Source organism: Bacteroides sp. An322 (genome assembly GCF_002161765.1).
GTDB classification, from domain to species: Bacteria; Bacteroidota; Bacteroidia; order Bacteroidales; family Bacteroidaceae; genus Phocaeicola; species Phocaeicola merdavium.
Window position 1 is genome coordinate 141,326 of the sequence record NZ_NFIN01000006.1, and the last position, 13,192, is coordinate 154,517.

The 13,192-nt window shown below is 51.3% G+C and carries 13 protein-coding genes; 9 read left to right on the top strand and 4 right to left on the bottom strand.

Annotated features, from left to right (window positions below):
* The first annotated feature begins 95 nt into the window (after nt 1-95).
* On the top strand, nt 96-1,397 hold the full coding sequence (locus B5F91_RS05300; protein WP_087428044.1) for an alpha-L-fucosidase: 1,302 nt from the start codon (nt 96-98) through the stop codon (nt 1,395-1,397).
* Between the two features lie 15 nt (nt 1,398-1,412).
* Here B5F91_RS05300 and B5F91_RS05305 read toward each other — a convergent pair whose 3' ends face one another.
* Nucleotides 1,413-2,093, bottom strand: a complete 681-nt coding sequence (locus tag B5F91_RS05305; protein ID WP_239416253.1) for a hypothetical protein — start codon at nt 2,091-2,093, stop codon at nt 1,413-1,415.
* 11 nt (nt 2,094-2,104) lie between these two features.
* Nucleotides 2,105-3,589, bottom strand: coding sequence for an RNA polymerase factor sigma-54 (gene rpoN / locus B5F91_RS05310; protein WP_087428045.1), 1,485 nt, complete (start codon nt 3,587-3,589; stop codon nt 2,105-2,107).
* Between the two features lie 183 nt (nt 3,590-3,772).
* Between rpoN and B5F91_RS05315 the strand changes: the two genes are divergently transcribed.
* The 3 genes from B5F91_RS05315 (at nt 3,773) to B5F91_RS05325 (ending at nt 7,731) form a co-directional block, all read left to right on the top strand.
* Nucleotides 3,773-6,370: a transglutaminase-like domain-containing protein gene (locus tag B5F91_RS05315; protein WP_087428046.1), complete on the top strand. Its 2,598-nt coding sequence runs from the start codon at nt 3,773-3,775 to the stop codon at nt 6,368-6,370.
* Between the two features lie 162 nt (nt 6,371-6,532).
* Nucleotides 6,533-7,054, top strand: coding sequence for a DUF6125 family protein (locus B5F91_RS05320; RefSeq protein WP_087428047.1), 522 nt, complete (start codon nt 6,533-6,535; stop codon nt 7,052-7,054).
* A 116-nt stretch (nt 7,055-7,170) separates the two neighbouring features.
* Entirely contained in the window at nt 7,171-7,731 is a 561-nt protein-coding gene (locus B5F91_RS05325; RefSeq protein ID WP_087428080.1) for a sugar O-acetyltransferase, read from the top strand.
* Here the strand turns inward: B5F91_RS05325 and B5F91_RS05330 are convergent, their stop codons facing one another.
* Nucleotides 7,732-8,631, bottom strand: coding sequence for an AraC family transcriptional regulator (locus B5F91_RS05330; protein WP_087428048.1), 900 nt, complete (start codon nt 8,629-8,631; stop codon nt 7,732-7,734). It abuts the gene before it with no gap.
* Nucleotides 8,632-8,751: 120 nt separating this feature from the next.
* Here B5F91_RS05330 and B5F91_RS05335 point away from each other — a divergent pair, with 120 nt between their 5' ends.
* The 5 genes from B5F91_RS05335 to B5F91_RS05355 all read left to right on the top strand — a co-directional run bounded on the left by B5F91_RS05335 (nt 8,752) and on the right by B5F91_RS05355 (nt 12,251).
* On the top strand, nt 8,752-9,243 hold the full coding sequence (locus B5F91_RS05335) for a GNAT family N-acetyltransferase (RefSeq protein WP_239416255.1): 492 nt from the start codon (nt 8,752-8,754) through the stop codon (nt 9,241-9,243).
* Nucleotides 9,244-9,665: 422 nt separating this feature from the next.
* Entirely contained in the window at nt 9,666-9,878 is a 213-nt protein-coding gene (locus B5F91_RS05340; protein WP_087428049.1) for a hypothetical protein, read from the top strand.
* Between the two features lie 4 nt (nt 9,879-9,882).
* Nucleotides 9,883-10,713 (top strand): carboxymuconolactone decarboxylase family protein, encoded by an 831-nt coding sequence (locus tag B5F91_RS05345; RefSeq protein WP_087428050.1) that lies wholly within the window; start codon nt 9,883-9,885, stop codon nt 10,711-10,713.
* Nucleotides 10,714-10,725: 12 nt separating this feature from the next.
* A complete protein-coding gene (locus B5F91_RS05350) occupies nt 10,726-11,238 on the top strand; it encodes a GNAT family N-acetyltransferase (RefSeq protein WP_087428051.1) in 513 nt (170 codons plus the stop codon).
* 278 nt (nt 11,239-11,516) lie between these two features.
* Nucleotides 11,517-12,251: a DUF6261 family protein gene (locus B5F91_RS05355; protein ID WP_087428052.1), complete on the top strand. Its 735-nt coding sequence runs from the start codon at nt 11,517-11,519 to the stop codon at nt 12,249-12,251.
* Between the two features lie 84 nt (nt 12,252-12,335).
* On the opposite strand, the gene B5F91_RS05360 is transcribed toward B5F91_RS05355, so the two are convergent.
* Complete coding sequence (locus B5F91_RS05360) at nt 12,336-13,085, bottom strand: copper homeostasis protein CutC (RefSeq protein WP_087428053.1); 750 nt, start codon at nt 13,083-13,085, stop codon at nt 12,336-12,338.
* Nucleotides 13,086-13,192 lie beyond the last annotated feature (107 nt).

Below are 13,192 nucleotides of genomic sequence, written 5' to 3' on the forward strand. Positions count from 1 at the left end.
CGTTATGCGGTGAATGTTTTTTTCTTTATTTTTGTAGAGGTCTGTAAGATGTTTATGACTGATGACAATCCGTTGATTATTAAAATTGTGTTATTATGAGAACAAAACTTTTATTCTTGCTATTAGCATGTAGCCTGACTTTTCCTGTCAAGGCGCAGGGATATCAGCCTACCGAAGCGAATTTGAAAGCCCGTCAAGAGTTTCGGGATAAGAAATTCGGTATCTTTTTACATTGGGGACTATATGCCATGTTGGCTACGGGCGAATGGACGATGACGAATAAGGATCTTAATTATAAGGAGTATGCCAAGTTAGCTGGCGGTTTCTATCCTTCTAAATTCGATGCAGCAAGATGGGTGGCAGCCATTAAGGCATCGGGTGCAAAGTACATTACTTTCACGAGCCGTCATCATGAAGGCTTTTCAATGTTCGATACGAAGTATTCTGATTATAACATTGTGGATGCTACTCCTTTTAAACGTGATGTGCTGAAGGAATTGGCGGATGAGTGCCACAAGCAAGGCATCGGTTTACATCTTTATTATTCGCATATTGACTGGTATCGCGAAGATGCGGTGTGGGGACGTACGGGGCGTGGCACAGGCCGTCCTTATCCGGAAGGTAACTGGGATAGTTATTACGCTTTTATGAATCATCAGTTAACTGAATTATTGACCAATTACGGTCCCATCGGTGCCATTTGGTTTGACGGGATGTGGGATCAAGACCAAAACCCGGATTTTGATTGGGAATTGGATAAACAGTATGCTTTGATTCATCAGTTGCAACCCAGTTGTTTGATAGGTAATAACCATCATCTTGTTCCTTTCTCGGGTGAAGACATCCAAATCTTTGAGCGTGACTTGCCGGGGGAGAATAAAGCGGGGCTTTCGGGACAAGATATTAGTTCGTTGCCGTTAGAGACTTGTCAGACCATGAACGGAATGTGGGGATATAAAATAACGGATCAGAATTACAAGTCGGCTAAAGAATTGATTCAGTATTTAGTGGGTGCCGCCGTGAAAGATGCCAATTTATTGATGAATATCGGTCCGCAACCCGACGGAGAATTGCCGGAAGTGGCGGTACAGCGTTTGGCAGAAATGGGTGAATGGATGAAGGTCTACGGTGAAACCATCTATGGGACACGGGGAGGATGTGTCGCTCCGCATTCTTGGGGAGGTACTACGCAGAAAGGGAATAAACTTTACGTTCATATCCTTGACCTGAAGGACAAGGCGTTATTTCTTCCGCTTATCGGTCAAAAGGTTATGAAGGCTTCTTATTTCGTGGATGGAACACCTGTGAAGTACCAAAAGAATCAGGAGGGTTATACGCTTTTGCTTCGTGAGGTTCCGGTAGATATCGATACGGTAATAGAATTGGAACTGGATTGAAACTGCGGACCTTGTTCAGATAAACAATATCCCGATAACTCCGCAGAATAATCCGGTGAAGAATCCGCCCATTACTTCATTTAGCGTATGTTGCCGGACAATGATGCGTGCCGAACCCAACATGCCTGCGAGTAGGATGAAGGCACAGAGCCAGCCGATTGGGTTGAACTGGAAGATGAAGCTGTATGAGAGCAGTCCGCCCACCATCATGCCGCTACTTGCCGTATGAGTGCTGATTTTCCACTTGATATTAATAAGCGCACAGATGACCATACAAAGCAGGGTGGCGATGATGATGCCGCCCATATAGCGGGGCAGGTGATAGCGGTACATTGTGATCACGCATCCGATATAGCTTAGGATGGTGAGCGCGTAGGGGACGAAACGCCGCTCGCGCTTGCCTAATTCATGAAGTGTCCAGCCGTTGATTTTCTGCATCAGGTAGATGCTGAGCATGGGCAGGAGGATGGTGAAGCAATACACGATGCCGAGCACAATCAGCTTATATTGGAGGGGCAGGATGCGCAAGTAGGTGAACGTGAAGAGCAGGACGAACGCCACGAACGGAAGCAGGAAAGGCGTGAATATTGCGGAGATGATTTGTGCCGTCCTGTACAAGTTGTCCTTCGGTTCGGTGCGTTTGCGCGGTTCAGGTTCGTGATAGGTCAGTTGGTCGGGGATGTTCGTATCTTCCATATTCGGTTCTTTTATCTTCTTAATCGGGCTACGGGGATATTCAATTGCTGGCGGTATTTTGCCACGGTGCGCCGTGCAAGCGGATAGCCTTTCTCTTTTAAGATAGTAGCCAGTTCATCATCGGTGTACGGGCTGCTCTTGTCTTCGTGGTCCACACACTCTTTCAGGAGGCGTTTGATTTCGCGCACCGAGAGTTCTTCGCCGCTTTCGGTGGTATATCCGTCGCTGAAGAAGAACTTGAGCGGATAGATGCCGAAGTTGGTCTGCACGTATTTGCTATTGCTCACGCGTGAAATGGTCGATACGTCCAAGTGCGCACGTTCCGCCACGTCTTTCAGAATCATCGGGCGCAGGAGCGATTCGTCTCCTTCCTGAAAGAAAGGACGTTGCAGGTCGATAATTGCTTGCATGGTACTCATCAGGGTCTGTTGGCGTTGCTTTACGGCATTGATGAAGTTCTGTGCCGCATCCACTTTTTGTTTCAGGAAAAGCATGGCGTCTTTCGATTCCTTGCTTTGGTTCGCCTTGTTGCGGGTATGTTCGTCCAGCATATCGGTAAATTCCCGGCTCAGGCGGAGTTCGGGCACGTTATGATTGTTGAGGCTCAGGCTGATAGTGCCGTCGTCTTCGGTCTCCACGATGAAGTCGGGGATGATTTGCTGGAGATTCTTTCCGATAGCTTCTCCCATCGAGCTTCCCGGACGCGGATTGAGCTTCACCAGTTCCGCCACGGCGTCATCGTATTGCTTTTCGGTGATGTTCAGCTTTTGCAAGATTTTATCTTTGTTCTTCTTGGTGAAGTCATCGCAACACTTGTCGATGATGTCGTATTCGATTTGTTTCAAGGGCGAGTCTTCCTTGCGCTTGATTTGCAGGAGGAGACACTCTTGAAGGCTTCGTGCGCCGATGCCCGCCGGGTCAAAATCCTGAATGATAGAAAGCACGTGTTCCACTTCTTCGGGAGTAGCGTTGATTCCCTGATAGATAGCAAGTTCGTCAATAATGGCATCAATGTTTTTCCGCAAGAGTCCGTCATCGTCTAAGGAGCCGATGAGGTATTCGCCCAATTGTTTTTCCTCGGGCGTCAGGTCTTGCATATCGAGTTGTTCTTTCAAGGTCTCGTAGAAAGAAACGTTGTCTGAGAAGGGAATATCTTCGGGCTTCTCATCCCTTGAGCGGTTGTTCTCTTGCAATTTGTAGTCGGGAATGTCGTCTTCGGTGCGGTAATCACCCAAAGAGAGGTCTTCACCGAAATCGGTATTTGGCTCACCGTCCTGGTCGGTAGCATAGTCTTCCCCTTCGTCTTCGTGCAGGTCGTCTCCCGAAGGCTCCTTGCCTTCTTCCAATGCCGGATTGTCCAATAGTTCCGCATGGACGCGTTCTTCCAGTTCTACCGTGGGGAGCTCCAATAGCTTGACCGCCAATATCTGTTGGGGCGACAAGGTTTGTACTTGTTGCTGGGTCTGTGTCTGTACTTGACTTGAGTTGATTGCCATAAGCCGAATTTGATTAACTTTCGCAAAGGTAGAAAATAAATTTGAGAATGAATCGTTTTTCCTTATCTTTGTCAAATGATAGTTTGTAGGGGCGGGGTTTGCCCGCCTGTATGCACACACGTGGATGTTTTCGGGCAGGCTGACCCTGCCCCTACGAGATAATAATAAATTAACCTTAAACTTATGAGCAGATTATTTTGCATTGGTGTGCTGTGCGCACTTTTGTCGGCTTGCGCTTCTCCGTTCGAGAAGCAGGTGAAGGCGGATTTCGAGGAGAAGAAAGCCTTGTTTACCCAAGGGGATTTCTTTGAGGTGATTGATGCGGAAGGGCTTACGTCCGAAGAGCGGAATGCCCTGATGTTCTTGTATGCGTATATGCCGGTGGGTGATATCACCGATTATTCCGGCGAGTTTTATTTGGAGAATGTCCGAAGCTCGTTCGCCACGCGCGACGAAACGACTTGGGGGAAGTCGATACCCGATGAGGTGTTCCGCCATTTCGTCCTTCCGGTGCGGGTGAACAATGAGGCGCTCGACCGTTCGCGGATGATATTCCATGATGAATTGATGCCGCGCCTCGAAGGCTTGTCGATGTATGATGCCGTACTCGAAGTGAACCATTGGTGTCATGAGAAGGCGAACTACCAGCCTTCGGACGCACGGACCAGTTCGCCCCTTGCCACGGTAAAAACCGCATACGGGCGTTGTGGGGAAGAATCGACTTTCCTCGTGGCGGCACTCCGTTCGGTGGGCATTCCGGCACGGCAGGTGTACACGCCCCGCTGGGCACATACCGACGATAATCATGCGTGGGTAGAGGCATGGGCAGACGGGAAATGGTATTTCTTAGGAGCTTGCGAGCCCGAACCAGTCTTGAACTTGGGCTGGTTTAACGAGCCGGCAAGCCGGGGGATGCTGATGCATACCAAGGTGTTCGGACGCTACGAGGGACCGGAGGACGTGATGCGCACCACCGCCAATTATACCGAGATAAACGTGATAGGCAATTATGCGCAAAACGCACCTATATCGGTACGGGTAACGGATATAAATGGAAAGCCCGTGGCAGATGCTTGCGTGCGCTTCGGCATATATAATTATGCCGAGTTCTATCCGGTTTCGTCCCAACATACAGGCGAGGACGGTCTGGCGAGCCTTTCGGCAGGACTGGGCGACATGGTGGTATTGGCGGTGAAAGACCATGCCTTCGGGATGCGGAAAGTGTCGTTCGGGAAGGACAAGGAAGTGGAACTGAAGCTCGAACATCAGGTGGGCGATACGCTTTCACTCTCGCTCGACATCGTTCCTCCCGCAGGCGACTCGACTCTTCCGGACGTTACTCCCGAACAACGGGCGGAGAACGACATTCGTTTCAATCGGGAAGACTCCATCCGCAATGCGTATATCGCCACCTTCCCCGATGCAGATGCTATCCGTACCTTCGCTTCGGAGACGGGATACGATGCCGAAGCGGTTACTCCTTATATAATAGCTTCGCGCGGGAACGCTTCGGAGATAGAGGCTTTCTTGAAAGATGCGGCAGAGCGGAAGATGCGGAAGCGTGCATTGGATTTGCTGGGTACGCTTGCCGAGAAAGACCTTCGCGATGCTGAAGCCCGTGTGCTCGATGACCATTTGTATCACACCGATTCGCTGGCGGATGTGGCTATGGTATTGGCTCCCCGCATCGGAAACGAGATGCTTACGCCGTACCGCTCGTTCTTCCAGGAGGTTATCTCCGAGGAAGATGCTGCCCGCTTCCGTGCGAATCCTTTGGCGTGGGTGGAATGGTGTAAGGATAGCCTGACGCTCCGTGATGACTTGTGTACGGTGGGTACGGTTATCTCGCCCGAAGGCGTATGGAAGAGCCGCATCGCCGACCGCACTTCGCGGAACACGTTCTTCGTGGCGGTGGCTCGTTCGCTGGGCATTCCCGCCTGGATAGACCGTGTGACGGGATATGTATTATATAAAGAGAACGGCGAGGATGTGGCGGTCGATTTCGAGAGCGGAAGCTCGGAGCAGGTGGCGGAAGGCACGTTGAAGTTAGCCTATTCGCCGATTCCCCGGCTGGATGACCCTGCATACGCCCGCCATTTCTCTTTGTCGCGCTTCGACGGAGAAGGCTTTGCACTTCAGACTCATCCCGACTTCGAGCCGTGGAGCAACTTGTTTAAGGAGTCGGCGGTTCTTCCCGCGGGATATTACATGCTGGTATCGGGCAACCGTTTGGCGAAAGGCGGCGTGTTGGCGCAAGTCTCGTTCTTCGGCGTAGAGCAAGGCAAGGAGACTGATACGGAATTAGTGGTGCGCGAAAGCGATGAGGAGGTCAGCGTGATAGGAAGTTTCAATTCGGAAGCCAAGTTCCAGACTCCTGAAGGCGAAGAGACCTCGGTATTGCTCACTACAGGCAGGGGATATTTCATCGTCGGAATCGTGGGCGTGGGCGACGAGCCTACCAATCATGCCTTGAAGGATATAGCCGCCAAAGCGAAGGAACTGGAAGCGTGGGGCAGGAAAATCGTCCTCCTTTTCCCCTCCCGTGCCGCATACGAGAAATACACGGCGGCTCCGATTGAGGGCTTGCCCGCTACGGTGGTCTTCGGCATTGACGCGGACGGAAGCGTTGAGGCGCAGATACGTGAGGAGATGAAGCTCCGTGCCGGGACGCGCTTGCCCATCCTCCTCATCGCCGATACGTTCAACCGTGTGGTCTTCGAGTCGCACGGCTACACCATCGGCATGGGCGACCAGTTATTGAATACCATTCACGGATTGTAATACGATAGTTTTCACCACAGATTACACAGATTTAGATAATTAATAATTAAAAGTGAATAATGAACAACGGCAAGCGTATCCGTCTGCTGCTATTAACTATTAATTGTTCATTATTAATTATTTAAATCTGTGTAATCTGTGGTGAGTAAAAAAAGAAGCATAATGAAAAACGAGATTTTACTTTCACTCTCGAAAGAAGAACTGATTCGGCTTATCGAGGATTACTCGAAGAATTGGCTGGCGATAGACGGCGTGTGGTTCCAGTCGGTAGAGCGGACACGCGGAATGGACGAGGCAATGCATCACGATGCGGAAGCGTGGCGGAGGTTTACCGTTATCGAAGCCAAGCGCATCAAAGCGTTCTTAGGCTTGCCCGAACGTGCGGGACTGGAAGGATTAGCCCGCGCCCTGCAACTCCGCTTCTACGCCAACCTGAACGAGGCGGACATTATCATAGACGAGGAAAAGAAAACATTGGTCTATCGTACTCGCGAGTGCCGTGTGCAGCGGGCGCGCGAACGCAAGGGGATGCCTTTCCACCCGTGCAAGCCCGTGGGCGAGATAGAGTATGCAGGTTTCGCCCGCACCATCGATGAACGCATCACGTGCCAATGCCTCTCGTGCTTCCCCGATGTCACCGATCCCGGATGCTGTTGCGCTTGGCGGTTCAGGCTGGAGGAGTGAGCGGAGACAACGCTAAAAATATTCCGTAAAATAGGTACAAACATCGGGGATATGTCTACTTTCCCGCCTTTCATGTTGCCGTATCTTTGCGGACAATAAACTAAATGCAAGGAATTATGACACTCGAAGAATTTAAGGATTTTGTCAAGACCGGCAAGCCGCTTGACACGGAAGAGATACATCAGTTTATGGACAAAATGGGAGGGGAGGCGCGGAAAATCACTTTCCGGCTGAACTCTGCCTATCATACTCCGGAGGAAATCAGGGACATCTTGTCCGAGCTTTTCGGGAAAGCCGTCCCCTCCACGCTCCGTGTGTTCCCGCCGTTTTATACCGATTTCGGCAAGAACATCGAGGTGGGCGAGGATGTGTTCATCAACGCCTGCTGCCATTTCCAAGACCATGGCGGCGTACGCATCGGGGACGGATGCCAGATAGGGCACAATGTGGTGTTTGCCACGCTCAACCATTTTCTGGAGCCGGAGAAGCGCAAGATGACTTATTCCGCGCCTATCGTCTTGGGGAAGAATGTCTGGATAGGCTCTAACGCCACTATCCTGCAAGGTGTGACCATCGGCGACAATGCCGTGATAGGTGCCGGGGCGGTCGTTACGGGCGACATCCCTGCCGATACGGTGGCGGTCGGAATGCCGGCAAGGGTGGTCAAGCATATCTAATCAGCTCCGCACCCTCTGGCAGTACTCCGACGGCGTAACGCCCTCCTGCTTCTTGAACATCCGGCTGAAGTGCTGGGGATATTCGAAGCCGAGGCGGTCGGACACTTGGGAGACGGTTTCCCCTGCCGCAAGGCCGTTCTTGGCAAGCTGGATGACGAACTGGCGGATGTGGTTGCTCGCCGCGTCGCCGGTCGTCTTTTTGATGACATCGCCGAAGTAGTTGGGCGACATGCAGAGTTTGTCGGCGCAATACTGCACGGTGGGCAGGCCGAGGGTCTGTTGGAGCTTGTCCTCGAAATAATCGCGGAGCAGGCGGTCGAAGCAGACGAGGATGTCGGAGTTCTCAATCTTGCGGGTGACGAACTGGCGGTTGTAGAACCGCTGGCAGAAATTGAGTGCCAGTTCTATGTAGCCCACGAGGATGGCGTTTTGAAGCTCGTCCGGATTCTTGCCCAGTTCCTCACGAATCTGACGCATCAGGGAGGCAAGGATGTCATGCTCTTCGTCGGTCATGTGCAGGGCTTCGTTGATGCGGTAATCGAAGAAGGAATATTCCTTGATGCGCCTTTCCAGCGGGAAACCGTGCAGCAGGTCGGGATGGAACAAGAGTGCCCAGCCCGTCAGCATCACCTCCTCGCCGTTGTCCTCCTTGCCGCCTATCTGCCCGGGAGCCACACAGATGACCGTACCCTTCTTGTAATCATACTTGCCACAGCCGTATGCCAGGTCTATCTCCGCCTCATCGTGGAAGAAGATGCCGTACACGCCGTAATCGTTGAGGCTGTGGCGCACTGGCGACACTTCGGTATAGTCGATGACGCTGACCAACGGGTGCTGCTCTTTGCATCCGAGGTAGCGGCTGTAGTCGTTGACGTTTCGTACTTTCAGTATCTTGCTCATCTTGTTTCCTATTAAAACCTCTACAAAGATAAAGGATTTGAAAGATATAAGCGAGAAAAGCGGAAGGGAAACACTTGCCTCGCTCCCCGATTTTCTCTATCTTCGCAAACAAAAGAGAATATGATTATGAATTTCATTATCCGCCCAATCCGCCTCAACGAAACCATTCTCTTGTCGGAATTTCTCTATGAGGCCATTTACCAGCCTGACGCTTTGCATCCTGTTCCAAGAACGATTCTCCAACATCCTTCCTTTTGGAAATATATAGAAGAATTTGGAACACGGGAAGGGGATTTATGCGTTGTAGCAGAGATTGACAAGGTTGTCGTTGGTGCTGTGTGGACTCGGCTTATCCATTCTTATGGATTTGTAGATAATAAAACCCCGGAATTATCCATTTCACTTTATCCTCAATATCGGAATCAAGGCATTGGCACAAAGTTGATATATGGCATTTTTGAGGAGCTTAGCCGTGCGGGGTATCGAAGTGTGTCGCTATCTGTCAGCAAACAAAATCCTGCTGTGCGAATGTATCTTCGGATAGGATTTGCAATTGTCCAAGAAAATGATGCGGATTACATTATGGTTCATCCTCTTGCTTCGAAATGCTGAATTTCTTCTTGCCCACTTAAAATTTCTATCCGCCCCGATAACCGCTGCCGAAGCCTCCGACAGTTCCAATCGGCGCGGTTTTTATCCGTCGGAGGCTCGGACGGCATTTATCCTATAGGATTGGCATCATCCGAGGTTCCGACAGCACTTATCCAACAGGATTAGCATTGTCAGAGACTCCGACAGCGTCAATCGGGACGGATTGGTTCTGTCCTAAGCATTTTCGGGGCAAATTCTGCGGGATTACCGAAAGAAAAGCCTACATGCAGGGTATGCCGTAACAGATACATGGCACACCTTTTTTATTTCCCGATGCAGTTCCCGTCCCAATTTCCGTAAAAATGGTACGCTTCCCCCACTTATGGTTACAATGTTCCTCCTTATTCCACCGTAACTTTGCATCAGACAAAAACGAGAATACAATGAAACAGGAAACAGAATTACCTGAAGAATTGTGCGCGGACGAGGCGGTGTGCTTCATCGCATACCGCCATCACGTCACACCGCAACAGCTCTTGCGCCATTTCCTTTACGGGGAGGCATCCATACCCTTGGAGGATAACGAAGTGGAGATACTGAAAGGATTGTCCGAACAAGTCAGAGAAGATAAGATTACGAACATAAAAACGAGATAAAAGGATGAAAAAAGCAATCGTAATAATCGCCCTCGCACTGGCAGGAAGCCTGTCCGCGACGGCACAAACAACAGACAATATGAATAGAATCGAAGTATGCAAGCAGAATTACCGCACCCTGTTCGGCGGCGAAGCCTTGACCGGACAGGGCACAGACCCGGAGATGATGGACATCCTCCAGAAGTTCATCTTTGGTGAAGTATTCCAGACGGGCAACCTTACGCTGAAACAGCGCGAAATGATTACCTGCATCACCCTCGCTACGATGCAGACGCTCCCGCAACTGAAAGCCCATGCGGGTGCGGCACTTAACGTAGGCGTTACTCCCGAAGAATTGCGCGAAGTGATGTACCTTACCGCCCCGTTCATCGGCTTCCCCAAGATGCTGAATGCCGTGGGCGCGGTGAACGAGGTGTTCAAGGAGCGGGGCATCTCCCTGCCGTTGGGAAAGCAAGGCACGGTAACAGAAGAAACACGCCACAAAACTGGCAAAGCCATTCAAGACAAGCTCTATCCCGGCGGCATCGCCTCGGTGATGGAAGGCGTGCCCGGCAACATGGGCAAGGACGTGGAGCAGTTCCTCACGGATTATTTCTTCGGCGATATCTACAGCCGCGGCGCACTCGACTTGCCAACGCGCGAGCTGTTGGGCTACTGCGTACTGACCACCTTGGAAGCCGAAAGCCAACTTCATTCGCACTATCACGGCAACGTCAACGCCGGCAACTCGCCCGAAACATTGACCGCTGCCGTCATCCAGTGCCTGCCCTACATCGGCTTCCCCGCCGCTATCAAGGCGTTGCGCATCATCAAAGAGGAATATGTCATAAAATAACTGATTGAAAATATGACACCATTTATCCTTCGCCGATGGCAGGAATCAGACATTCCAGCTTTGGCAAAATACCTCAATAATAAAAAGATTTGGGACAACTGCCGGGACAGCTTGCCATATCCTTATACTTCCGAAGATGCTGCCTCATTCATACAATATGTCAAATCTCAAGACATACAGAATAATTATTGTATTGAAGTCCATGCGGAAGCTGCTGGAAATATAAGTTTCGACAGAGGCACGGACGTAGAACGCTTCAATGCGGAAATAGGTTATTGGATTGCCGAACCATATTGGAATAAAGGGATTATGACGCAGGCTTTGCGTCAAGCTGTCAGCGATTATTTCAACCAAACTGATGTCGTGCGGATTTTTGCTAAAGTTTATGCCGGCAACTTTGCCTCCATACGGGTATTGGAAAAGGCTGGTTTCCAAAAAACGGGTATTCAACACAATGCTTGTTTCAAGAATGGTCAGTTTTTGGATTGCCATTGTTTCGAATTGTTGAAAGAATACGCATTATAGGCATCCTCCCTTGCCCACGTCAAAAACTTCCAATCCTTCCCGATAGCCGCCGTCCCCGGCGGGGACAATGCTTAAAATTTTCCGCAAGCATCGTCCCCGGCGGGGACAGTGCTAAAAAACTTCTGTAACCTCCGTCCCCGCCGGGGACAGCATTAAAAATTTTCTGTAAGCGTTGTCCCCGCTGGGGACGGAGCTAAAAAACTTCTGCAACTATTGTCCCCGGATTTGGTCGGCTGCTCCGAAATCGCTATATTTGCGTATAATCAAATTTTTACCGTATGAAAAAGATTGTTACATTAAACGTCAAGCAACTTCGCACCGAAGAATGCTTCGGCTATCTGAAACTCGTCCTCGCCGAGACCGAAAACCTCCCTGAAGAAGAAACCCCGTCTATCCTCACCACTTCCGTAAACACATATACGGATAAATTCAACGGCTACGACACTGCATTGAAAGCGTCTGCCGTAAATCCTGCCACCGTTTCGGTGACCGCGACTGATGCGGGACGCGACGATGCGTGGCGCGGGACGAATGCTTACGTGAAGGCGATGTGCAACCACCCGACCGCTGACGTGGCAAGCGCGGCTGCCGAAGCCAAGTCGCTTTTCGACAAGTACGGCGACCCGACATCGCTGGCGCAGACCGAGGAAAGCGGCGTATTGCACAATCTGTTACAAGATTTAGAGGCATTCGATGCGAGCAAGCGCACTTTGTTGAATCTCGACGTATGGATTGCCGACTTGAAGGCGAAAGAAGAAGCGTTCCTTGCCGCAGCCGCCGAGCGGACGGAAGCCGATGCAGCCCGTCAGGTGGGCATCGTGAAGGAAACCCGCACCGCCGCCGAAGCCGCCTATCGCTCGTTGGTTGATACGGTGAACGCGCTGGCGATGATAAACGGCGATGCGGCATACGCCACGTTTATCGACCATGTGAACGCGATGATTGAGCGTCAGAAAGCTATCTCAAAGGCTCGCTCCACGCGGGCGAAGAAAGAAGACGAGTTTGCGGAATAACTGAAGAATGAATGCAGAGGCACGGAGACATAGAGTGATACATCAATAAAAAAACTCTGTGTCTCCGTGCCTCTGTGTTTGTTCTTATTTGCACAACGCTTCAATCGTTGCCCGCACGCGGCGGGCGGTGGTGACGTCGCGCGAATATTCGTCGGCGTCCTTGGCTCCCATGGTGACTTCGGGGTTGGTGAAGGTCATGAGGCTCTTCACTTTCTCGCGGGCGGAGAAATGGAACTCGCGGATGCCGGTGTCTTGCGCCAGTTGGCGGATGTTCGTTTCGTTTACGCCGCATCCAGCCAGGAGGATGATGCGCCCTGCGGCATAGGCTTGCAGGTCGTGGAGGAGGGGCGTGCCTTGGGGAGCGGTGGGCTGCTGTCCCGAGGTGAGGATGCGCGTCACGCCAAGCGAGGCTAATTCGTCGAGGGCACGGTACGGGTCGCGGCAATGGTCGAAGGCGCGGTGGAAGGTGACGGGAGTGCCTTCGGCGGCATCTATCAGGCGGCGGGTGGTCTCGATGTCGATGTCTCCGTTCTCGCGGAGGCATCCGAATACCAGTCCGTCGGCTCCCGCGCGGCGTGCCATGCGGATGTCTTCCAGCATCGTTTCCACTTCTATGGGGGAATAGAGGAAGTCTCCTCCGCGGGGGCGGATGATGACGTGCAGGCGGATGTGGAGCAGGCGGCGTGCCATTGTGATTTCGCCATACGAGGGGGTGGTCCCTCCTTCGGGGATGCCTGCGCATAGTTCTACGCGGTGCGCTCCTCCTTCTTGTGCGGCAAGGCAACTCGCTACGGAGTTGGCGCACACTTCAAATGTATAAGTTCCGTTGTTCATTGTTTGTGTTTTATTTCAACGCAGAGGCGCAAAAGCGCAGAGGTTTAAATTTATTGAATATCCGCATTTTATCCACTTGTCTATAGGGGTGTATTGCATACGCCCTG